The organism is Actinospica sp., assembly GCF_035552695.1.
GTDB lineage: Bacteria > Actinomycetota > Actinomycetes > Streptomycetales > Catenulisporaceae > Actinospica.
On record NZ_DASZKT010000189.1, the window covers coordinates 16,455 to 39,465 of the forward strand.

The 23,011-nt window shown below is 69.9% G+C and carries 18 protein-coding genes and 1 pseudogene; 8 read left to right on the top strand and 11 right to left on the bottom strand.

The window, feature by feature from the left end; all coding sequences use genetic code 11:
* Window positions 1–30: 30 nt before the first annotated feature.
* The 3 genes from VG296_RS21960 to VG296_RS21970 form a co-directional block, all read right to left on the bottom strand.
* The gene (locus tag VG296_RS21960) at window positions 31–843 is read right to left on the bottom strand and encodes an aquaporin (RefSeq protein ID WP_325568542.1); all 813 of its coding nucleotides are present in this window, start codon (window positions 841–843) and stop codon (window positions 31–33) included.
* A gap of 167 nt (window positions 844–1,010) precedes the next feature.
* A complete protein-coding gene (locus VG296_RS21965; protein ID WP_325568544.1) occupies window positions 1,011–3,287 on the bottom strand; it encodes an MMPL family transporter in 2,277 nt (758 codons plus the stop codon).
* A gap of 103 nt (window positions 3,288–3,390) precedes the next feature.
* The gene (locus tag VG296_RS21970; RefSeq protein WP_325568546.1) at window positions 3,391–4,842 is read right to left on the bottom strand and encodes an MFS transporter; all 1,452 of its coding nucleotides are present in this window, start codon (window positions 4,840–4,842) and stop codon (window positions 3,391–3,393) included.
* 117 nt (window positions 4,843–4,959) lie between these two features.
* On the opposite strand from VG296_RS21970, the gene VG296_RS21975 reads away from it, so the two are divergent.
* Window positions 4,960–5,346, top strand: coding sequence for a MerR family transcriptional regulator (locus VG296_RS21975; protein WP_349259656.1), 387 nt, complete (start codon window positions 4,960–4,962; stop codon window positions 5,344–5,346).
* A gap of 50 nt (window positions 5,347–5,396) precedes the next feature.
* Here the strand turns inward: VG296_RS21975 and VG296_RS21980 are convergent, their stop codons facing one another.
* From VG296_RS21980 to VG296_RS21990, 3 genes are all read right to left on the bottom strand, one after another.
* Complete coding sequence (locus VG296_RS21980; protein ID WP_325568549.1) at window positions 5,397–5,675, bottom strand: hypothetical protein; 279 nt, start codon at window positions 5,673–5,675, stop codon at window positions 5,397–5,399.
* Between the two features lie 134 nt (window positions 5,676–5,809).
* Complete coding sequence (locus VG296_RS21985) at window positions 5,810–7,234, bottom strand: putative Ig domain-containing protein (protein ID WP_325568551.1); 1,425 nt, start codon at window positions 7,232–7,234, stop codon at window positions 5,810–5,812.
* 316 nt (window positions 7,235–7,550) lie between these two features.
* Window positions 7,551–8,522, bottom strand: a complete 972-nt coding sequence (locus VG296_RS21990) for an NAD(P)/FAD-dependent oxidoreductase (RefSeq protein WP_325568553.1) — start codon at window positions 8,520–8,522, stop codon at window positions 7,551–7,553.
* Between the two features lie 47 nt (window positions 8,523–8,569).
* On the opposite strand from VG296_RS21990, the gene VG296_RS21995 reads away from it, so the two are divergent.
* The gene (locus VG296_RS21995) at window positions 8,570–9,190 is read left to right on the top strand and encodes an XRE family transcriptional regulator (RefSeq protein WP_325568555.1); all 621 of its coding nucleotides are present in this window, start codon (window positions 8,570–8,572) and stop codon (window positions 9,188–9,190) included.
* Between the two features lie 209 nt (window positions 9,191–9,399).
* Here the strand turns inward: VG296_RS21995 and VG296_RS22000 are convergent, their stop codons facing one another.
* On the bottom strand, window positions 9,400–10,356 hold the full coding sequence (locus VG296_RS22000; RefSeq protein ID WP_325568557.1) for a M56 family metallopeptidase: 957 nt from the start codon (window positions 10,354–10,356) through the stop codon (window positions 9,400–9,402).
* 181 nt (window positions 10,357–10,537) lie between these two features.
* On the opposite strand from VG296_RS22000, the gene VG296_RS22005 reads away from it, so the two are divergent.
* The 4 genes and pseudogenes from VG296_RS22005 to VG296_RS22020 form a co-directional block, all read left to right on the top strand.
* Entirely contained in the window at window positions 10,538–10,924 is a 387-nt protein-coding gene (locus VG296_RS22005; protein WP_325568559.1) for a BlaI/MecI/CopY family transcriptional regulator, read from the top strand.
* A gap of 229 nt (window positions 10,925–11,153) precedes the next feature.
* Complete coding sequence (locus VG296_RS22010) at window positions 11,154–13,400, top strand: multicopper oxidase family protein (protein ID WP_325568564.1); 2,247 nt, start codon at window positions 11,154–11,156, stop codon at window positions 13,398–13,400.
* A gap of 14 nt (window positions 13,401–13,414) precedes the next feature.
* Entirely contained in the window at window positions 13,415–15,460 is a 2,046-nt protein-coding gene (locus VG296_RS22015; protein ID WP_325568566.1) for a copper resistance CopC/CopD family protein, read from the top strand.
* A 25-nt stretch (window positions 15,461–15,485) separates the two neighbouring features.
* Window positions 15,486–15,773: pseudogene (locus VG296_RS22020) on the top strand (SDR family NAD(P)-dependent oxidoreductase); the annotation flags it as partial.
* Window positions 15,774–16,105: 332 nt separating this feature from the next.
* On the opposite strand, the gene paaK reads toward VG296_RS22020, so the two are convergent.
* The 4 genes from paaK to VG296_RS22040 form a co-directional block, all read right to left on the bottom strand.
* Window positions 16,106–17,392 (bottom strand): phenylacetate--CoA ligase PaaK, encoded by a 1,287-nt coding sequence (paaK, locus tag VG296_RS22025; RefSeq protein ID WP_325568568.1) that lies wholly within the window; start codon window positions 17,390–17,392, stop codon window positions 16,106–16,108.
* A gap of 124 nt (window positions 17,393–17,516) precedes the next feature.
* The gene (locus tag VG296_RS22030) at window positions 17,517–19,463 is read right to left on the bottom strand and encodes a glycosyltransferase (RefSeq protein WP_325568570.1); all 1,947 of its coding nucleotides are present in this window, start codon (window positions 19,461–19,463) and stop codon (window positions 17,517–17,519) included.
* 2 nt (window positions 19,464–19,465) lie between these two features.
* Window positions 19,466–20,941: an HlyD family secretion protein gene (locus VG296_RS22035; protein ID WP_325568572.1), complete on the bottom strand. Its 1,476-nt coding sequence runs from the start codon at window positions 20,939–20,941 to the stop codon at window positions 19,466–19,468.
* 19 nt (window positions 20,942–20,960) lie between these two features.
* Window positions 20,961–22,196, bottom strand: a complete 1,236-nt coding sequence (locus VG296_RS22040; RefSeq protein WP_349259657.1) for an NAD-dependent epimerase/dehydratase family protein — start codon at window positions 22,194–22,196, stop codon at window positions 20,961–20,963.
* Window positions 22,197–22,343: 147 nt separating this feature from the next.
* On the opposite strand from VG296_RS22040, the gene VG296_RS22045 reads away from it, so the two are divergent.
* Both VG296_RS22045 and VG296_RS22050 read left to right on the top strand, forming a co-directional pair.
* Window positions 22,344–22,544 carry a hypothetical protein gene (locus VG296_RS22045; protein WP_325568576.1) on the top strand — a complete coding sequence of 67 codons (201 nt, stop codon included), beginning with the start codon at window positions 22,344–22,346 and terminating at the stop codon, window positions 22,542–22,544.
* Window positions 22,545–22,579: 35 nt separating this feature from the next.
* Window positions 22,580–23,011 (top strand): phosphoadenosine phosphosulfate reductase family protein (locus VG296_RS22050; RefSeq protein WP_325568578.1); only part of this gene is annotated, 432 nt, incomplete at its 3' end.

Sequence of the window (23,011 nt, forward strand, 5' to 3'; positions counted from 1 at the left end):
ACACCCGGCGCTCGTGCCGGTCTTCGGAATTCAGGCGGCCGGCGTTTCGGCGTCCTGCTGCTGGGCGTTCTTGTAGCCGCGGAGGGCGGTGTGCACGAGGACGCCGACCACGGCGCCGCACAGGGGCGCGACGATGAACAGCCACACCTGGCTGAGCGCGTTGTCGTCGGCGAAGATCGCGGGGCCGAGGGAGCGGGCGGGGTTGACGGAGGTGCCGGTGAGCGGGATGCCCACGAGGTGGATCGCGGTCAGGGCGGTGCCGATGGCCACGCCCTCGAGGCCCTTGACGCCGGGCCCGTGGGTGACGCCCAGCACGACGATGATCAGCAGCGCGGTGAGGATGATCTCCACCAGGAACGCGCCGCCGGTGCTGATGTGCAGGTCCGAGTTGGCGCCGTATCCGTTGGAGCCGAAGGACCTGCGGCTGAACGGGCCGCCGGTGCGCCCGAGCACGGTGTGCGAGACCCAGTAGAGCAGCAGGGCGCCGATGATGCCGCCGCAGAACTGCGCGATCGCGTAGAGCACGCCGCAGATCGCGTTCATCCGGCCGGAGAGCACCATGCCGAGGGTCACGGCGGGGTTGACGTGGCAGCCGGAGACGGTGCCGATCGTGTACACGAGCGCGATCAGCACGAAGCCGAAGGCCAGCGCGATGCCGACGACGCCGGCGGCGACGTCGGCGTACACGGCGGTGCCGACCGCGAAGAAGACCAGGACGGCGGTGCCGACGAACTCGGCGATCAGCGCGGCCCAGCCGTTCTCCACGTGGCTGATCAGCGAGGGACGCGGCCGCGGCTCGGCGACCTGCGGCGTGCGGGGGGCTGTCGTCGTCGGTGCGCTCATGGGACCTCCTCGACGGTTGTCGCCTCGCCGCCCTCGGGTGAGGCGTAAACGATCACCAGCCTAGGTTCGGCCCCGGCGCACGGCGGCCCGGCGCGGGGTCTCGGCTACTCCATCCGGGGGTCTTGACGGGGCACTTGACGCATGGTCACGCTCGCTTGCCTGGGCTTTTACTCGTCCTTCGGTGCCACGAGGTCCACGCCGGTGCCCTCCGCGTCGATGTGCGGCAGGATCCGGTCGAGCCAGCGCGGGGTCCACCACGCCCAGCGGCCGAGCAGCGTCATCACGGCGGGCACCAGCAGCAGTCTGACGATGGTGGCGTCGATCAGGACACTGACGGCGAGTCCGAGGCCGAGCATCTTGACGACGATGTTGTTGTCGAGCAGGAACGCGGCGAACACGCTCACCATGATCAGCGCGGCGCACGTGATCACCCGGGCCGTCACCTCGAGGCCGTGGGCCACGCTGGCCCTGCTCTCTCCGGTCTCCAGCCAACTCTCGTGCACGCGGGAGAGCAGGAAGACCTCGTAGTCCATGCTCAGGCCGAATACGATGGCGAACATCATCATCGGGACATAGCTCTCGATCGGCACCGTGCCGGAGACGCCGAGCGCCGGGCCTCCCCAGCCCCACTGGAAGACCGCGACCACCACCCCGTAGGACGCGGCGATCGAGACCAGGTTGAGCACGGCGGCCTTGAGCGCCACGAGGGGCCCGCGGAAGACGCACAGGATGATGATGAAGGCGAGGGCGACGACGACCACGATGATCAGCAGCAGCCGACTGGAGATGAGCTCCCCGAAGTCGATCTGCGCCGCGGTCGTACCCGTCACGTAGGGCACGGCACTCGTACCGCTGACGGCGGTCGGCAGCACGTTGTTTTTCAGGGTGTTGAACAGGACCTTGGTCGACGGGTCCTGCGGCGAGGTCTTCGAAATGGCCGTGGAGACGAGGATGTCACCGTCGCCGACCGGTTGCGGCGGGCTGATGCTGGCCGCGCCGGGGACGTTGGTGAGGCTCTGCTGCAACTTGCCGGAGAGCGCGGAGCGGTCGGCCTGCGGGACCGCGGTCTGGTCGACGGCGATCGTCAGCGGGCCGTTGGCGCCGGGGCCGAAGCCCGTCGCGATCAGGTCGTAGGCACGCCGATCGGTGAAGCTCGCCGGGTCGGCTCCGTCGCCGATGTGCCCGAGCTGGATGGAGAACAGCGGGATGGCCAGGATGCCGAGGACGATCACACCGCCGGCGAGGAACCACCAGGGTCGTCGCTGCACACGCAGCGCGTAGCGGTGCCAGGGGCCTTGCGCGATCCCCCCGGCCGCTTCGCCCTCCTCGCGTTCCGCGATGGGCTTGCGGACGCTGAACTTGTCGATCCGCCGACCGAGCAAGCCGAGCAGCGCGGGCACGAGCACCAGCGCGCCGATGACCGCGGTGACGACGGTGACCGCGGCGGCGGCGCCGAGCCGTCCGATGAACTGGATCCGGGATACGTACAGGCCCGCGAGCGCGACGATGACCGTGCAGCCGGAGACCAGCACGGCGCGACCCGAGGTGGCCACCGCGCGACCGGCGGCGTGCACCGGGTCGATCCCGTCCATCACCTGCTGCCGATGTCGGGTGACCAGGAACAGGGCATAGTCGATCCCCACGCCGAGGCCGATCATCGTGGCGAGCGTCGGCGACACGCTGGCGAAGGTGAAGGCGGCCGCGATCAGGCCGAGCGCGGCCAGTCCCGCGATCACACTGATCAGCGCCGTGACGAGCGGCACCCCCGAGGCGATGACGCTGCCGAAGCCGATGAGCAGCACGATGATCGCCACTCCGAAGCCGATGGCCTCGCTGGTCAGCTCGGTCGCCTTCGGCCGCGCGAGTTCGCCGAGCGGGCCACCGTATTCGACCTCGACTCCCGCGGCGCGCAGCGGGGCGACCGCCGCGTCCACGCCGTCGAGGTACGAGGTGCCGTACGTGGTGGGCGTGGCGGCGAAGCGGATGGTGATGTAGCCGGTCTTGCCATCCTTGGACAGCGCGGCGGCGTTCTGCTGCGCGGACGACCCGGGCAGCGGACTCTGCACGGACAGCACGTGCGGGAGGTGCTGGAGCGAGGTGACCGCCTGGTCGACCTGGCTCTGCGCCGAACTGAGCGGGGCGGAGCCGTCGTACAGCACGATCTGGGCACCGGTCCCGCCGAAAGTCGCGGCATGCTGCGCCAGCACCTGGGCGCCGTCGTACGACTGGGTGCCTGGCAGCGAGAAGTCATCCGAGTACGTACCGCCGAACGAGTGATTCAGCCCCTGCAGCACGCCGAGCCCGGCCAGGAAGAGCACGATGACCAGCACGCTCCGGCGGGCCGAGAACTCCCCGAGTCTGCGCAGGATCCCACGATTGCCGCCGGCACTACCTTGACCGGAGGACTCCGGCAACGCGGTTCGGATGTCTTCGTGGGATCTCATCGGCTGCTCCCGAGGGACGGCACGGCGTTCTCAGCCAGGTCCGCCTGCCTGGACTTTCCCATGCTGCGCCGCTTGGGCGGCCGGGACCGGCTCAGTAGGCCACTCAGGTGTTGCCGTCGAACCGTGCCGCCGCGCGGGCGGCGCTGCGCAGCGCTCGGGGACCGGTGCTGAGCAGCCCGAGGGCGGTGATGACGAGGCCGAGGGCGCACACCGTCCACCACACGCCGTGCTCCGCACGAGTGAACGCGGTCGCGCCGCCCTGCAGGGCCGATCCAGCGATCGTGCCGGCGAGCGCGACACCGATGGCAGTGCCGGTCTGCCGGCTCGCGGAAGCGAGTGAGGCGGCCACGCCGGCCATCGAGCGGGGCATGCCGGAGACCGCGGTGTTGGTGATCGGCGGATTGACGGCGCCGAGGAAGACACCGAATACGAGGTAGACGGCGAGCACGGCGAGCAGCGGGCTGGTCGGACCGAGGCGCGTCGCCGCGGCGCCGCCCACTGCCAGGGCGATACCGGAAACCAGCAGCGGAAGCCGCGGACCCCGCGTGCCGACCAGGCGTCCGGACATCGGGGCCAGGAACATGACCGGCACCGCGACCGGGAGCAGGCACAGGCCGGCGGCCAGCGGCGAGTAGCCGCGCTCGTCCTGCAGGTACAGCGTCGTCATGAACAGGAACGCGCCGAAGCCGCACAGGGCGCAGACCGCCATCACGATCGCCGAGCTGAACGGAACGCTGCGGAACAGCCGCGGTTCGAGGAGCGGCTCGGCCCGGCGCGGCTCGTGGTAGATGATCCCGACCACGCCGGCCGCGGCCACGGCGAGCAGCGCGACGATGATCGGCGATGTCCAGCCCAGCGTGCTGGACTCGATCAGTGCGCAGACGATGCCGCCCAGCACGAGCATCACGAGAACCTGGCCCACCGGGTCGGGGCGACGCGCTCGCGCGGCGCGGGATTCGGGGACGAATCGCACGGTGCCGACGAGGGCGGCGGCCACGAAGGGCAGATTGATCAGGAACACGGCGTGCCAGCCGAAAGTGCCGACGAGCGCGCCGCCGAGGAGCGGGCCGAGCGCGAGCGACAGGCCGGTCATCGAGCCGAACACGCCGATGGCCCCGGCCCGCTCGGCCGGATCGGTGAATGTGTTGGCGATGATCGCCATCGCCACCGGGTTGAGCATCGTGCCGCCCGCGGCCTGTACGACGCGCGCGACGATCAGCCAGTCGATGCTGGGAGCGAGGCCGCAGAGCAGCGAGCCGAGACCGAAGAGCGCCAGGCCGCACTGGAAGACGCGGCGCCGCCCGACCCGGTCGGCCGTGGCCCCGGCCAGCACCAGGAAGCAGGCGAGCACGAGCGTGTAGGCGTCGACCGTCCACTGCAGCCCGGAGACCGAGGCGTGCAAGGTGCCGCGGATGTCCGGCAGCGCGACGTTGACGATGGAGATGTCCAGCACGACGAGGAAGATGCTGGCGCAGCAGATCGTGAGGACGAGCAATCGACGCCGTCGGCTGTCGCCCGTCGTCGCGATCGACAACGTGGGGGAGGAAGCAGTCATGGCCGTGACGCTAGGATTTAGAGCGTGCTCGAAGTCAAGCCGAAGGACGCCCCGCAGCAGGACACCCCGCAGCACGACGCCAGGCAGAAGCAGGACCACTTCGTCCCTGCGGAGGGCGTGAGCATCGCCGAGGCCTCCCGCCGCACCGGCGTGAGCGCGCACACGCTCCGCTATTACGAACGCGCGGGCCTGGTGATCACCCCCGTCGACCGCACGCACGGCGGCCGTCGCCGCTACCGGCGGGAAGACCTGAAGTGGATCATGATCTGCACGAAGCTGCGGGCGACCGGCATGCCGATCAAGACCATCCGCGCGTACGCCGAACTGGTCGCCGCGGGGCCGGGGAACGAGGCGGAGCGGCTCGCCCTGCTGGAGGCCCATCGCGCCGAGGTGCTCGCCAGGCTCGCCGAGATCCGGGAGCACCTGACCCTCATCGACCACAAGATCGACGTCTACCAGGGCAGACTCGCCGCGGGCGACGCCGACCGGCTCTGGGCCCTCTAGCCGCTCCGGTCGATCACCGCGGTCGACGGCTCCGGACGCCGACAGCCGCGCTACGCGGCCTGCAGCGACATGGGCACGTCGTTCGTGCGCGCGCCGTCGACGATGCGCTGGTGCAGCTCGCGGCTCTCCTGTTCGCTCGCACAGGGTACCGGGCTGCCCGAAACCGTGTACCAGTCCGCGGATCCGCTGTACTGGACGGTCACGATCGCCTGACCGTCAGCCCACGTCGTGTGGATATCCAACTCGCCCCGGAGCACGCCCGCCTCGACGGTACGGACCCCGGCATGCCCGGCGAAGACTCTGGGAGTCGTCCACGATGCCCAGCTCATTCGATCACCTCGCCACTTGCAGCCGACCCTTCGATTATGGGCCATACGGGCGACTCCGGCAGACACGAACGCTGTGGGGCGGCCCACAGCCCGCCCCACAGCCGTCCCCGCTCCGCGGGGGACGCGCGAGTTTCTCAGCTGGTGACCAGCGAGACCTCGCCGACCACGTAACTCGTGTTGTTCGAGTTGTTCTCCACGCCGGTGAACAGCACCTTCACCGTGGTCCCGGCCGCCGAGGAGACGTTGAAGCTGTGCTCCCGGTAGCCGCTGGCGGCGTTCAGGTTCGTGAACGTGCCGACCACGGTGCTGCCGACCTTGACCGTGAACGAACCGTTCGTGCCGCTGGTCTGGGCGCTGTCGATGTGCAGCCAGACGTTCAGCGTCGCGGAGCAGCCGGACGGGATGGTCGCCGACTGGGACAGCGTGTCGGTGTGCGGCGAGCCGTAGCCGTCGAGCCACGCGTCATAGCTGCCGATGTACGGCGGCTCGCCGGAGTTCCCCCACTGGCCGATGACGCCCGAGGACGCGGTCCAGCTGGTCGAGCCGCTGGCGAACGTGCCGTTCTTGATCACGTTGCCCGGCGAGGTGCAGCCGCCGCCACCCGAGGTGCCGATCGTCCACGTGAACGACGCCGAACCGGAGGCGCCGGTCGTGTCCTTCGCGGTGACGGTCACGTTCGAGGTGGCCGCCGTCGTGGGCGTTCCGGAGATCAGGCCACTGCTGCTGATCGACAGGCCGGCCGGCAGGCCGGTGGCGCTGTACGTGAGCGTCTGGCCGGAGGCCGAGTCGGTCGCGGAGATCTGCAGCGAGACGGCCGTGCCGACTGTGCCGGTCTGGTTGCCCGGGCCGGTCACGGTCACGGTGTTGCCGCCACCGCCGCCGGGGTTGGTGACGATCGGGTGCGAGACCTCGCAGCCGGCCGCGCCGCTGTTGAAGTCGTTCGCCCAGGTGGACTGGACGGCGAAGGAGCCGGTGGTCAGCGAGATGTCCTGCGAGGCGCCCTGGCCGCTGGAGATCCAGGCGCACTTGTCGCCGGTCTCCTGGCCGGAGGAGTCGGTCCAGCCGCCCGCCGGGTTCTGGTCGGTGACCGTCTCGGCGTATTCGTGGCCTTCCACGATGGAGAAGCCGTCGTTGGTGCCGGGCGAGTTGACGAAGCCCTGGCCGCAGCTCGAACCCTGGTCGTCCACGTAGGGCAGGTTGGTGAAGGCGATGTCGCCGTAGGGCGAGGTCACCGGTCCGCCGGACAGGGTCGAGTCGCCGTTGTAGTCGTGCCAGGCGCAGAAGCCCTGGGTCAGCCAGCCGTCCGGGTTGGTACCCGTCGACGAGACGATCACGTACTGCGCGTCCCGGTTCGCGGCCGCGGTGGTGTTGCCGAAGTGGGCGGCCGCGCTGATGGCCGCCTGGCCGAGCTGATGCCCGGTCGCGGAGGACGGGGAGGCGGCGGACGTGTCCGCCCAGACGCCGGCCAGCGCACCGCCGGTCGGGTAGGCGACGTGCTCGTTGTCGGAGGCGGGGCAGGACTGGGCGCCGGTGGCGACGCCGTCGCAGAACTGCGTCATGACGCCGGACCAGGTCTCATTGCCGGTGCCGAGGCCCTTGAAGAACTCCTGCAGGTAGGGCGCGGCTGCGTCAGGGTCGCCGGAGAGCGTTGTGTCGCCGCTCGAGTTCGTGGACGCGGAGCCCCACTGCGAGCCGTAGAAGAAAAGTAGTGTGCGCGAATTCGGGGGTCAACACCCTGCGCGACAGAAAGATCTCAAGAAGTTGTCAAGCCGAGGCGGGAAAGCTGGTTGCCCGCCAGAACATTTACATGGCGGGCTGACCAACATTTACATGGCGGGCTGACCAACGCGGTGCGGCCGACTCAACGCGGCCGACTCAACGCGGTTGATTCAGTGCGGCGGCGCGCACGGCGGCCTCGGTGTCGGCGATCGCCAGATCGGCGTTCATGTGGGCTCCGGCCAGCGCTCCGGCCGCCGCACTGGCGCCGACCTGGGCCATCAGGTCGGTCGCGTTCCCGGCCACCCACACGCCGGGGACGTCCGTGGTGCCGGCCATCCCGGAGACGAGGCGGCGGCCCATGCCGCCCGGCAGGTCCTCCATCGGTAGCGCGAGACCTTCGAGGCCGTCGGCGCGGGTGAGCAAGGTGGTGGCGACGGCGAGAATTCGGCGCGGCACAAGTTGTCCGTCGGTCAGCCGTACTCCCGTGATTCCCTGCGGGCTGGATTCGACTTCTGCGATCGGTGTGTCGATTACGCGAATGCCGCGGGCGGCGAATCGGGTACGGGCTTCGTCATCCAGTTCAGTGCCGCGCGCGAAATACACCAGGTCCTCGGTCAACTGCCGGAACAGCAGCGCGTGGTGGACCGAGGCCGGGCCTACGGCCACGATTCCGATGGGTTCGTCGCGCACTTCCCAGCCGTGGCAGTAGGGGCAGTGCACCACGCCGCGGCCCCAGTGCCGCGCCAGGCCGGGGATTTCGGGCAGGACGTCGCGTAGCCCGGTGGCGACGAGCAACCGTCGCGCCAGGAATTCCCGCCCGTCGGCGAGCCGCACGGTGAAGCGCGGATCTCCGGCGGCCGACGGCGTGGCGGGAGCGGCGGAGGTGACCTCGCAGGTCACGATCCGTCCGCCGTAGCCGCGCACCTCCTCGCGACCAGCCTTCAGCAGTTCGGCGGGTGGGGTGCCGTCATGGCCGAGCAAACCGTGCACCCCTTCGGCCGGCGCGTTGCGCGGAGTGCCGCTGTCGATCACGAGGACCGACCGGCGGGATCGGGCCAGCATCAGCGCGCCGTTCAGGCCCGCGGCACCGCCGCCGATCACGACTGCGTCGAAAGTTTCGGTAGTCATGGATTCACGGTAAGCGCGAGTTGCGCCCAAGACATAGAATCTTGCGCATGACGCAAGAAGAAGGCGAGCTGGACAACCTCGTGCGCAAGCGGATCCGCGCTCTACGGGTGGCGCAGGGCTGGTCGCTCGGGGAACTGGCGCTGCGTTCGCGGCTGAGCCAGTCCACGCTCAGCCGGATCGAGAACGGTCAGCGCCGCCTCGCCCTTGACCAGCTCGTCACGCTGGCCCGCGCGCTGGACACCACGCTGGACCAGTTGGTCGAGACCGCGGCGGACGACGTGGTCTCCAGTCCGGCGATCGATGCCGCGCACGGGCAGATGCGCTGGCCGATCAAGGCTGAACCCGGCATGAGCGTGGTGCGCTGGCGCATGGTCGACCCACCGCTGGATCCGTCCCGGATGCGCGCGCACCCGGGCCGCGAATGGCTCGTCGTGCTCGTCGGCACCGCGGTCCTGCTGCTGGGCAATCGGCGCTTGCGCGTGGAGACCAACCAGTGCGCCGAGTTCCCCACGATGCTGCCGCACTCCATCGGCGCGGAGGGCGGCCCGTGCGAGGTCCTGTGCATCTTCGACCGCGCCGCCCGCCGCGGCCATCAGACCGAGGACGATGACCCGGGCGCATCGCGGAAGCCTGATGTCAGGGCCCGCGCACGGTCGAACTCGTCCTGACCGGCGCGCAGGGCCTCCGCCAGCACCTCGAACGATCCCGGCCCGCGATCCCGCCGAGCCCGCTCGACGGCCGTCTTCACCGCGTCCTCGCACCGCTGCGCGTCTCGCAGGTCCATCGCCACCGGGACGAGGTTCGACGGGCACGCCTCGACAAGCTCAGTCAGCCCGGCGACCGGACGGATGGACGGTTCCACCGGCATGCGGCGGCTTTAGTCGAGCGGCGGCGGGCATTGGTGCAGCAGCACGGCGATGGAGCAGGTCGCGAGGGCGAACGGCAGCACGATGGTGGCGGTCACCGTCGCGGCGGCCAGGGCGGCGCGGCGCCAGTCCATCCGGGTGACCGGGTTCGCCATGCGCGTGATCCTGCCGAGCGCCTCCGACTCCTGGAGGCCGCGTACCCCGAGTGCGCCGCCCGGCACGTGGCCGGTACCGATCACCGTCAGAGCGCTCGCCACCGCGAGGCGGCCGTGGTCGCGGGCCGCGGCGTCGTCGGCGAGCAGCTCGACCAGCCGCCGCACCTCCTTCTCCGTGCATCGAAGCATCCTGATCCACGGGAAGGCGCGACGCAGGGCCCCGACGAGGCCGAGCAGCAGGTGGTGGCGGCCGCGCTGGTGCGCGCGTTCGTGGGCGAGCACGGCGCCGAGCTGCGCCGAGCTCAGCAGCCTGATCATCTGGCTGGTGACGACGACCCGGCCGCGCCGACCGGGGAGACAGTACGAGGCGGCCCGCTCGTGTTCGATGACGGTGGCCTCGAGCGCGCGGTCCGTGCGGCCGCACAATCCGAGGGCGGCGGCGTGGTGCCGGGAACTCAGCCGCGCGGCGAGATAGGTGGTGAATATGAAGTAGCCGAGCCGCAACGCGACGGCGGAAGCCACGGCGATACCGCAGGCGCCCACGATCGGGCCGATCGGGCTCGAGTGATCGACCGGAAGCCGGTCCGCGCAGTTGTCGGTGTCCGCGCCACTCTGAATGAGCGCGGCCAGCACCCTGACGCTGAGCGCCAGGCCCGCGGCGACGGCGGCGAGCGGCAGCGACCAGCTGAGGATCAACAGCAGCGCGATCTTGCTGCGGGGGGCGCGGTCCGCCGGCCAGAGCCGGGGCAGCAGCCGGGGCATGACGAGAACCACGGTCAACGCATAGCAGAGCAATGCTATGGCGGTGATCATGAGCGCGCCGGGTGCGGACGGGCCTTCATGGGCTCTCACTACGGAAATGTGGGTATCGCGCAAAGGGTAAGTTAAGACACTGCATAGCTACAAGGCATTCCTCCGGGGAGTGCGCCGGTTCCGGAACTGCGCCCCCGGACTGCCCTCGCGCCCGAGCGGCCCGGCTGCCTACGATGGGTCGGTGAAACGCTTTGGTGAGCTCGAGTCCGCGGTCATGGACCGGGCGTGGCGCATGGGTCGGCCGTTCACGGTCCGGGAGCTGCACGACGAGCTGAAGGCCGAGCGCACCCTCGCGTACACCACCGTGATGACGGTGATGGACAAGCTCCACTCGAAGGGCTGGCTCCGGCGCGAGGCCCAGGGCCGGGCGTACCTCTACGAGACGGTGGCCTCCCGCGAGGAGTACACCGCCCGCCTCATGCGCGACTCGCTGTCGACGAGCGAGAACCAGGCGGCGGCCTTCGTGCACTTCCTCGGCCAGCTCTCCGACGACGAGGCTCAGGCCCTTCGAGCGGCCCTGGAGATCTGCCCGCCGACACAAGGCATCGAGGATCCGGCGGCCGAATAGGATCTCGGTCGCGGTCGCGGCGCCCTTGTTACTACGGAGCGTAGTAAGAACACGAGCACGCCTGGGACGCATGGCCCTCCATTCACGCCGCTCCGGGCATTGACGAGCCCTTCCAAGCTATCTACTATCGCCGATAGTAATACAGCGCGCCGGCGCCGTCACACATCAGCACCCTCACACCACTCTACGAGTGCTGATTCGCCCTGCCATCACCCACGGAGGACCGAGAATGGCGAGTAGCGAGAACGACGGCGCGACGGGTCCGTTCACCCGTCGCCGATTGCTGATAGCGGGCACCCTGGGCGCGGTCACGCTGGCCGCGGGCGACGGGATCGCCGGGCTCGCCTCTCCGGCGTCCGCATCCGCGTCCAGCACGCAGACCGCGCTGCCGAGCAGCTCCATCCCCAAGTACCGGACCGCGTTGACGACGTTCGCCGGGCTGCGCGTCGGCTCCACGTCGTTCAGCACGGCGTTCGTCGAGTTCGCCCAGCAGGTGCTGCCGTCCTCGATGTACCCGAGCGGCGTCCCGGGCACGTGGCTGTGGGGTTACCAGGTCGGTTCGCGACCGGCGCACTGGCCCGGATTCAGCGTGGAGGCCGTGCGCGGCCGTCCGACATCGATCACGTATGTGAATAAGCTGCCATGGTCGGCGAACGGCTCGAAGGTGCAGCCGCTGCTGACGGTCGACCAGACCATCCACTGGGCCGACCCGCTCGGCCAGATGGGCGCGCGCACGCCGTACACCGGGCCGGTCCCCGCGGTCGCGCACCTGCACGGCGCCGAGGTCGCCTCGTGGTACGACGGGTCGCCGGACTCCTGGTTCACCCCGGACGGACGACGTGGCCCGGGATACGCCACCGCGGCCACCTCCGCGAGCAATGCCGTGGTATACCAGTACCCGAATACCCAACCCGCCACCACGCTGTGGTTCCACGACCACGCGCTCGGGATCACCCGGCTGAACGTCTTCAGCGGCCTCGCCGCCTTCTACCTGGTGCGCGACGCGTACGACACCGGCCTGCCGACCAACCCGCTGCGCCTGCCGGCCGGCGTGTACGAGGTCGAACTCATGATCCAGGACCGGCTCTTCGACACCTCCGGCCAACTGCGCTTCCCCGACGGCAGCGACACGGCCGCAGACCTCAACGGCCCGCCGCCGAACCCGCCCACGCATCCGTTCTGGATCCCGGAGTTCTTCGGCGACGCCATGTGCGTCAACGGCCGGACCTGGCCGGTGCTGAAGGTCGAGCCGCGCCGCTATCGCTTCCGCTTCGTCGACGGCTGCAACGCGCGCTTCCTCTCGATGAACCTGACCGACGCGGCGAACGCCGGGTCCGCCACGCCGCCGTCCGCCGCGCCCTTCTGGCAGATAGGCACGGACGGCGGGCTGCTCGACACCCCCGCGAAGCTCAACGACCCGAGCCAGTCCGCGCCGCTCAAGCTCTTCCTCGCCCCCGGGGAGCGGGCCGACGTCATCATCGACTTCGCCGACCTGAGCGGCAGGTCCGTGATGCTCACGAACGACGGCATCTACCCGTATCCGAGCGGCGGCCCGCCGGACCCCGCCGTGGACGGCCAGGTCATGCGCTTCGACGTCACACTGCCGCTCACGAGTACGGACACCACCTACAACCCGGCCACCGACGGCGCGCTGCGCGGCGGGTCCGGCCAGCCCGCGAAACTGGTGCGGCTGGCCGACCCGAGCAGCGGCACGATCGTCGCGGGCGTCCAGGTGAACGCGCGCAGGCAGCTGGTGATCTTCGAGCAGGACACCGTGGACTGCGCCGTGAACAACACGAACAACGGACCGATGATCGACGTGCTCAACAACAGCAAGTGGAACGGCCTGCGCGACGGCACCGACACCCCGATCCCCGGATCGCGGCAGGTCACCACGGTCGCGGGCAACTGGGTGACGGAGCTGCCCCGCGTGGGATCGACCGAGCTGTGGGAGTTCCTGGACACCACGCCCGATTCGCATCCGATCCACATCCACCTGATCCAGTTCCAGCTGCTCAACCGGCAGAGCGTGGACGCCGACAACTACGTCAACGCGTGGGCGGCCGCGTTCCCCGGCGGCACGTTCGCCGGGCAGGAGTGCGACGGCACGTTCGGCGAGGTCACCTACCCGGCGGGCGAGATCATTCCGGGATACGGTCCGCCCGGGAACTACCTGACCGCGAACGCGGACGGCGCGCTGGGCGGCAATCCGGCGTTCGGCCCGCACCTCAACGGCCCGGCCGTGCCGCCGGACCCGAACGAGGCCGGGTGGAAGGACACCATCAAGATCCTGCCGGGAGCGGTCACCCGGGTCCTGGTGCGCTGGGCGCCGACGGACCTCGCGGTGAGCGCGGTCTCCGCCGGGGAGAACAAGTACGCCTTCGACCCGACGCGCGGTCCCGGCTACGTGTGGCACTGCCACATCCTCGACCACGAGGACAACGAGATGATGCGCCCGTACGCCCCCACGGACTAGCGCGGAGCGGCGGGATGAACGGTCGGACGTCGGCGACCAGCAGGCTGGTCGCGATTCTGGGCACGCTGCTGCTGGCCGTGAGCGCGCTGTGGTTCGCCGCCGCGCCCACGGCCCAGGCCCACGCGCTGCTCGTATCGTCGAGCCCCGCGGCCGGCAGCAGCCTGACGCAGATGCCGAAGGCGGTCAGCGTCACGTTCTCCGAGAACGTCGTGCCCAAGCTCTCGAACCTGCAGGTCGTGGACGGCTCGGGTCGGGTGGTGAGTAAGGGTCCCGCGCAGCCGGCGTCGGGCGACACGCTCACCCTCACCGTCGCGCTGCCGCCGCTGCTCGGCGGCGTCTACACGGTTCGGTGGAAGTCCGTCTCGAGCGACGACGGACACGTCACCAACGGCGGCTTCACCTTCGGGGTCGGGCCGCTCGCGTACGCGGCGATGTCCGGCCCCGCGCCGGAGCTGATCTCGGTGCCGAACACCGCGAGCGCACCCGTCGTCACCGGGATCTGGATCTTCGACGCGGGGCTCGGGCTGCTGGTCGGCGGCTGCTGGATCGCGGCGTTCGGTCTCCCGCGCGGCACGCGCAGGCCGCTGATCCTCGCGCTGTCCGGCGCGGGAGCGCTGACGGCCGGCCTCGTCGTCATCGGCTGGGCGCAGGCCGCCGCGGACCACATCGGGCCGGGCGAGCTGGCGTCGACCTCGCTCGGCCTCGGCTTGCTCGTCCAGCTGTTTCCGGGGCTCGGCGCGGCGGCCTGCACGGCAGCCGCGCTGCTGCTCCCGGACGGCGGCCGGAAGCGCCGCGCGGCCATCGTCGCAGCACTCGTACTCGCCGCGGTGACGGCGGCCGGCCACGTGCTCACGACGCATGCCGCCTCGGGGTCGAACGCCGGGGCGGAGCTCATGCTGCAGTGGCTGCACGTCGCGTCGTTCGCCACCTGGATCGGTGGGCTCGCGGCACTGTTGCTGACGCTCGGCACCGAGGTAGCGCCGGAGAAGGCCGCTGCCGTGCGCCGGTTCTCCCGCGTGGCTGGCTACTCGCTCGCAGTGCTCTGCCTCAGCGGGGTGCTGCGCGCGCTGGCCGAGGTCGCCGCCTGGCACGCGCTGATGGACACGCTGTTCGGGCGGTTGGTGGTGCTGAAGGTCGGGCTTCTGGCGGTGCTCGCCGGATTGGGCGCCTACAACCGATTCCGCACCGTCCCGGCCGTGACCAGGAGTCTCAGTAGCCTGCGGAAGCTGCGACGCGTCGGAAGCATCGAACTCGGGGTGGCTTCGCTGGCCCTGGTCGCGGCGGCGACGCTCAGTTCCTCGCTGCCGCCCGCGCTCGCCCAGGCCACCCCGACCCCGGCGCCGCCTCCGCACGTGCTGGTCGCCGGCACGGCGGGCGGGCTGCGCGCCGGACTCGAGGTGAGCCCCGACTATGTCGGCCCCAACCGGTTCACACTTCGCCTCTACGACTCCGCCTCGGGGCGAGCCGTGTCGAGTGGCGCGCTCACGGGGGCCAAGCTCGTGCTCTCCCCGGTCAGCCATGCCTCAGGTTCGGCCGCGATCACGTTGACGGCGTCACCCGACGGCTCATACTCGGCGGTCGGCGACGATCAGCTCTCTGCGATCGGAAGCTGGACCGTGATGGCCGTTGTGAAGGTGTCGGGCCGCGACGTGGCCATCCCGCTCAACCTCACCTGCGTGCCGAGTCCGGACCAGCTCGAGGAGATGACCATGGGCCGAATGTCCATGGCCTACGGGATCCAGCTGTCCGGCGGCCGACAGCTCGCCGCGTATCTCACGCCCGGCCACGCCGGCTCGGACGCCCTGCACGTGGCCTTCAAGAACGATCGCAACGCGCCGATCGCGCTCAGCGGAAGCCCGCTCGTCACGTTCCACGGCGAGGGCGCGACGGGAACCACGACCCGGCCGATGGAGATGCGTCCTCTCGGAGCGAGCGCGCTCGACCAGGGTCAGTACTTCGGGAGCGCGACGTTCGCCGCCGGACGATGGGACTTCCATGTCAGCGCCGTCGCGGCGGACGGAACCGCCCTGAGTGCGGATTTCACGCTGACCATCAACTGAACGAGGGACGGCGGCCAGAGACAGACTGTTCACCACCAAGGTGGCCGTGACGAGCCGGTCGTCGGGCACGTTCGACGACCTCGTGAAGGCGCACGGCGACTCCGTGCTGCCGATCGAGCTCGACGTCACCGACCGCGCGGCCGCCGACGCCGCGGTGCGGCAGGCCGTCGCGCGCTTCGGGCGGATCGACGGCGTGGTCAACAACGCCGGGTACGGCCTGTTCGGCATGGTCGAGGAGATCAGCGAGCAGCAGGCGCGCGAGCAGTTGGAGGCGAACCTGTTCGGCCCGCTGTGGGTCGTGCAGGCCGCGCTACTCGCGCACCGCGACGGGGGGCGGCTCGTCGCCGGCACCTTCACCGGGACGGGCAAGACCCTGCGCTTCGCCGACACCCTCGTCGGCGCACTGCTCGACGGCGGCTTCCCCGCCCCCCGACGCGGCGCGCCTGTGTTGGTCGATCGTCTACTTCACCCTCGGTCTGACGCAGGAACAGCAAACCCCGTCGGACAACCCGCGCGGCTCGTTCGCCGAACTCGTCGGCACCGGCGCCTATCCGGCGCTCGCCCGAGTCGGCGAGCACTACATGGTCACCGATTCGTACGACGAACGCTTCGGCTACGGCCTCGATCGGCTGCTGGGCCCGACTCTCACGCCTGCGCCTCCCGCAGGTCCTTGAGCCGCTGCAGCTTCCCGGCCGAACGCTCCAGCGAGTCCGGGTCGACGATCGCCACCTCGACGGTCACGCCGATTCCGTCCTTGACCGCCTGCGCGATCGAACGCGCCGCCGCCGTGCGCGCCTCGGCGTCTCCCGAGGCGGCGGGCCTGGCTTCGGCGCGCACGGTCAGGCGGTCCATCCGGCCCTCGCGGGTCAGCTCCAGCTGGAAGTGCGGCGCGACGCCGGGGGTGCGCAGCACGATCTCCTCGATCTGGCTCGGGAACAGGTTCACGCCACGCAGGATGATCATGTCATCGCAGCGGCCGGTCACCTTCTCCATCCGGCGGAACGGGGCCCGCGCCGTGCCCGGCAGCAGGCGTGTCAGGTCCCTGGTCCGGTAGCGGATGATCGGCAGCGCCTCCTTGGTCAGCGAGGTGAAGACGAGTTCGCCGCGCTCCCCCGGCGCCAGCACCTCGTCCGTCGCCGGATCGACGACCTCCGGATAGAAGTGGTCCTCCCAGATGTGCAGGCCGTCCTTGGTCTCCACGCACTCCTGCGCCACGCCGGGCCCGATCACCTCGGACAGGCCGTAGATGTCCACGGCGTCGATCCCGGCGCGCTCCTCGATCTCGCGGCGCATCTCCTGCGTCCACGGCTCGGCGCCGAAGATACCGACGCGCAACGACGTGCTCTGCGGATCAATGCCCTGCTTCTCGAACTCGTCGAGAAGCGTGAGCATGTACGACGGCGTCACCATGATGATCTCGGGCTTGAAGTCCACGATCAGCTGCACCTGACGCGCGGTCATGCCGCCCGAGGCGGGGATGACCGTGCAGCCGGCCCGCTCGGCCCCGTAGTGCGCGCCGAGGCCGCCGGTGAACAGGCCGTAGCCGTAGGAGACGTGCACCTTGTCCCCCGGCCGACCGCCCGCCGCCAGGATGCTGCGCGCGACCACGTCGGCCCACATCGACAGGTCGTCCTCCGTGTAGCCGACCACCGTCGGACGGCCGGTCGTGCCGCTGGACGCGTGGATCCTGCGCACCCGCTCCATCGGCACGGCGAACATCCCGTACGGGTAGGTCTCGCGCAGATCGGCCTTGGTGGTGAAGGGGTAACGTGCCAGGTCCGCGAGCGTGCAGCAGTCCTCCGGACGCACCCCGGCCGCGTCGAACTTGCGTCGGTACCGCTCGACGTTCTCGTACGCGTGTCGGAGCGTCCACCGGAGCCGCTCGAGTTGCAGCGCGGCCAAATCCTCGGCAGACGCGATCGCTTCGCTCATCGTCGAGCCCCTTTGACCGACCGAACGTTCGGTTAGCATCGTACGGAAATAAGAAACCAGTATCCGTTTCGTGCTGTCAAGGGGTCGGCCGCGGCTGCACCAGCGGGAGCTGACATCCGCGTCTCTATCGGGGGTCCGCTGTCACCTTCCGCTGTCTCGCCCAGCCGGGGGCCAGGCCGCGGAGCGCGAGCGGCGGACGCACCGGCCGCACTCCGCAGCCCAGTGCCGCCTCCAGCAGGTAGACCCGCTTGAGCATGGAGAACGCGATCCACATCGGCGCCCAGAGCAGCACCCGCAGCCTGCGGTAATACAGCAGCATGAGCACTCTGGGCACCATCCCTGGCAGGAAGGACACGAACACCAGCCAGACGAGGCGGAGGATGTTGTGCGTGACGCCCGGCGCGATCGCCGCGTACTGCAGGGCGAGGACCATCATGAAGAAGTGCGCGGGCGAGAAGAACCGCATGCCCGCGCTCTTCGGGAGCTGATACCAGAAGCGGGGACCCGGCGCCCCGTTGCCCCACGGTGTGAATCTCCCGAAGTTCATCATTCCGGCCATGCTCCAGCGGAATCGCTGCACGCGCAGGTCACGCGTGTTCGGCGGGACGTCCTCATAGGAGACGATGCGCGGGTCGAGCGCGGCGCGCCAGCCGCGCCGGCCGAGCGCGCAGGTGAACTCGGCGTCCTCGCCGAACATGCCGCTGACGAAGCCGCCGAGATCGAGCGCGGCCTGCCGGCGGAAGCCCATGAAGCTGCCGAGGACGCACGGGACCGCGTCCACCTCGGTCAACATCACCTGGGAGAAGCCGAAGTTGAAGACCTGCTCCATGCAGCGCATCCGGTCGATCCAGGTGTAGTACGGCTCCTTCGGCACCGTCAGCGCGCCGACCAGGCCGATGCGCGGGTCGGACAGGAAGTACGGGATCGCGTAGCGGAAGCAGTCCTGGTCCACGGCGCAGTCGGCGTCGAGGCGGAAGACGAACTCCGCCGTACACCGCTGGAGCGCCTGGTTGAGCGCCTTCGCCTTGCCGCCGTGCGTGCCGAGGATGACCTCGCCGGTGGCGTATGCGTAGGAGCGCATCGTGGCGTTCGCGAGTTCGCTCGTGGCGTCGGTGGAGCCGTCGTCGCAGAGCAGGACGTGCACCGGTCCGCCGTAGCGGCCGGCGGCGCGGTCGATCGAGCGCAGCAGGCGTTCGATGCCGTATTCCTCGTTGTAGGCAGGGATGATGATATTGACGGCCGGGTGCTCGTTGCCGGGCCGAGGCCTTCGCCCGCCGGCCCACTTGCACAGGCCGAGCAGCACGTAGACGAAGTCTGATATGGCCGTGCGCAGGCTGACCAGGATGATGAACTCGATGACGGGATGGTCGCCGACGCGTCCGATGAGCCAGAGCGCGAAGGGGAAGACGATCCCGGTCGAGGCGGCCAGTATCAGCAGCATCTCGATGCTGTCCCGCCAGTCCCCGCGCCGGCCGATCGGCTGTCGGGTGACGCGCGGCAGGGCGTAGCTGGTGAAGGTCAGCCGGAAGACCATCATGAACCCGAGCAGGTACTCGAGATAGATGGTCAGGACCGGTACGACCGCCGGCGGGATGTGGAAGGCGGTCTCGGCCAGCCCGACGAAGGTGTCGGACAGCGCGGAGACGGCGATGAACAGCGGCGCGTGCGCCAGGATCATCAGCCGTCTGCCAAGCGTGGCGGGCAGCACCAGCGACATGGTGACCAGGTAGCCGACCACGGCCGCCGGGACCAGCGGCGTCAGGTGCTGGGCGTACACCGTGGCCGTGGCCGGCTGGCGGTCGACGGCGCGTACCAGGCTGGCCACGAAGCCCTGGTACACCTGCAGCGGCTGCGGGTGGTGCATGCCGATGAGCACGGTGCTCACGCCGAACCCGACGGAGAAGAAGGCCACGAGCCGGCCGTTCGAAGGCTTGCGGAACGGCGGCAGCTTCACCAGTCGGTCGGTGCCCTTGTCGGAGTCGTCGAAGCGGCGGTTCAACGGCTGCCAGATCACGACGACGAGCGCCGCCGCCGTGGCCAGCAGCAATATCAGGTTTCTGCTGTCATACATCGTCAGCCGATCGTGACCTGAGCGCTCATCCCGGCCATCAGCCGCGAGTCGTTCGAGTCCAGGCTGATGGTGACGTCGTAGTACGTGGTGCTGCTGCTCTGCACGGCGGCGAGCTCGGTGTTCTGGACCTTGCCGGAGACGCTGAGATTCAGCGCGGTGACGCTGATGCTCGCCGTGGCCCCGTCATGCACCGACGACATGTCGGTCTCGGGGACCTGCGCGACGACCGTCAGCGGCGCGGTGTACAAGGTCATCAGCGGCATGTACGCGTTCTGGCCCGTGCTGCTGCCGTTGCCGCCGCCGGTCTGCGGCACGAACAGCTCGAAGCCGGAGCCGCCGTTCGACTGGGTGCCGGACTGCTCGCCCGGCCCCTGGTAGCCGTGCACGCCGCTGGGGCCGACGACCTCGCCGACCGCCCCGGCGGTCTCCGCGATGACGCCGTCGGACGGGGCGAGGATCTTCGTGTTCTGCAGGGCCTGCTGGTCGGTCGCCACCTGCGCCTGAGCGGTCGCCAGCTGCGCCTTCGCCTGGTCGATCGTCGCGGCGGTGACCGGCGCCGTGGCCGCTTCCTGCCTGGCCGCGGCCGCGGTCAGCACGTTCTGGCTGGACGTCAGGTTCGAGGAGTCGCGCTGCCCCTCGAGCTGGACCGAGGACTGCACGTTCGCGAGCTCGGCCTGCGCCGAGGAGAGCGTGGTCGAGTCACGGTTGATGGTGGACTGGAGGTTGGCGCAGTACTGCTCCTGCTGTGCGCCGGAAGCCGGGGACGTCGCGGACGTGGCCGCACCCGACTTGGCAGCCGACTCGGTGGAACTCGCGCTCGGCGAGCCCTCCGTGGGGTCGGCCGTCGTGGGCGGCGGTGTCGTCGTGCTCGATGTAGCCGTGGACGAGCAGTCCGTCGCGTAACGGCTGCTGTCGGCCTGGAAGGCGTTCTGGGCGCTGGTCACGACGGAGGACTGGGTGGAGACGGTGTGCTGCGCGGCGGACTGCTGCACCGACAGCGCGTTCTGCGCGGCGGACACGGCGGACTGAGCCTGGCTCACGCTCAGCGCGTCCGCCGCCGCAGTGGACGCCGTGGCCTGCGGGTTCTGCTCGGCCGCGACCACCGCCGCGTCTGCGGTGGCCGCGGCCTGGGCGGCGGAGAGCTGCGCCTGGGCGACGCTGCCGTCCTGCGTCGCGAGCACCTGGCCCTTCGTCACGTGCTGGCCGGGCTTGATGTCGAGGGCGAGCACCGTGCCGTCCGCGGCGAAGTTGAGGTAGTAGGTCTGAGTCGGGCTCACCAGCCCGGAATAGGCGGTGGTGGTGGCGGAGACCGCGTGGTAGGTGAACATCCCGAGGCCGCTGCCGACCACCGCGGCGGCCAGGGCCACGCCGAACTGCTTCGGCCGCAGCGGGGAGCGGGCCGGGGTCATCTCCCCGACGCCCGCCTCGCCGCTGGCCAACGCCGCGTTCATGCCGCGGGCGCGGATCCGTTTCGCCATGGGGCTGGTGCCTTTCGTCTCAGGAGGCGGCGAGCGCGGCCGCGGCCTTCGCCTCGGGCAGCGCGGCGATCAGGTCGGGCGAGGTCTCCATGCCGGCGCGCCACACCGAGCGGGCGATGATCTTGCCGGGGTCCACCCGGTCCCGGTACCGCTCGGCGATCCCGGTGATCTCGGAGAGCAGGCCGTCCGAGAGCGTGGTCGGGTTCAGGCCCAGGGCGAGGAAGCGGTCGTTGCGCACGACGAGGTCGTTCTCCACCGCCTCCTTGCGCGGGTTCGGCAGGTAGGCGATCTCGATCCCGGTCAGGTCGCTGACCAGCTTCGCCAGGTCGGCCACCCGGTGCGTCTCGGTGATCTGGTTGAAGACGGTCGGCTTGGAGCCCGGCTCCGGCGGGTTCTCCAGCGCGATCTGGATGCACCGCACGGTGTCCCGGATGTGGATGAACGCGCGGGTCTGGCCGCCGGTGCCGTGCACGGTCAGCGGGTGGCCCACCGCGGCCTGCATCAGGAACCTGTTGAGCACGGTGCCGTAGTCGCCGTCGTAGTCGAAGCGGTTGATCAGCCGCTCGTCCCGCTCGGTCTGCGGGGTCTGCGTCCCCCAGACGATGCCCTGGTGCAGGTCGGTGATGCGCAGCCGGTCGTTCGAGGCGTAGAACGCGAACATCAGCTGGTCGAGCGTCTTGGTCAGGTGGTAGACCGAGCCCGGGTTGGCCGGGTGCAGGATCTCCCGCTCCAGCTCGCCGTCCGGGGTGTCCAGCTTGACGGTCAGGTAGCCCTCGGGGATCGGGGCGGAGCCCGACCATCCGTACCCGTAGACGCCCATCGTGCCGAGGTGCACCAGCGCCGCGTCGAGGCCGCTGGCGGCCAGAGCGGCGAGCAGGTTGTGGGTGGCGCGCACGTTGTTGTCCACGGTGTAGCGCTTGGCGGTCTCCGAGCGCATCGAGTACGGCGCGGCGCGCTGCTCGGCGAAGTGGACGATCGCGTCCGGGCGGTGCTCGTTGAGCAGCGCCACCAGGCGGTCGTACTCGCCCGCCAGGTCGAGGCGCACGAAGCCGATCTCACGGCCGGAGACCTCGCGCCAGACGCGGATCCGCTCCGAGACGGGCCGGATCGGGGTGAGGGACTCGACCTCGAGTTCCAGGTCGATGGCCCGCCGGCTGAGGTTGTCGACGATGGTCACGTCGTGGCCGAGGTCCGACAGGTGCAGCGCGGTCGGCCAGCCGCAGAATCCGTCGCCGCCGAGGACAAGAATGCGCATCATGACGGGTGAACCTTTCGGAAACATGTCTGAAAAATTGCGCGCAGCGGGGGGATGGATATCCCCTGAAGCCAGGCCTCGATGGTGTGGGTGAATTAAATGGCCCGGCGGACGCGAACGTACGTAGGACGCGGACCGCTGTCAAGCATGGCCGATTTCGCCAATGTTTCGGCTCCCAAGATTTTCCATATCCTCGCAGGTGGATGGGCCATGTCGAGTTCCCGACATGACGACATTCGCCACCGCACCCCGCCCGGCGCCGCGTTGTCCGGTTTCCGACATGACGAGTTCCAGCCATTCTTACCATTGACAGAATTTGCCGGAGAACGGTATTACAAATTCCAATGAGTTCTGAGAAAGTGAGAGAACGAAGGAGGGACGCCATGCTCCCGCCCCATGCTCCACCGGGCGGCCTGCGCGAACTGGCCGAGATGGCCGGGAGCGAGCTCGCCGACGCCGATGCCGCGGAGATCCTGCGCTGGGCCGGCGAGGTCTTCGGCCCCGGCCTCGTACTCGCCTCATCGATGGCCGACACGCATCTGTTGCACCTCGCGCAGTCCGCGGTGCCGGGGATCGACGTGCTGTTCCTGGACACCGGTTATCACTTCGTGGAGACCATCGGCACCCGGGACGCGGTCGCCGCGGTCTACGACGTCAACCTGGTCACGATCACCCCGAAGCAGACCGTCGCCGAGCAGGACGCCGCGTTCGGCGCCCAACTGCACGACCGCGAGCCCGAGAAGTGCTGCGCGATGCGCAAGGTCGAGCCGCTCGAACGCGGCCTCGCTCCGTACACCGCGTGGATCAACGGCATG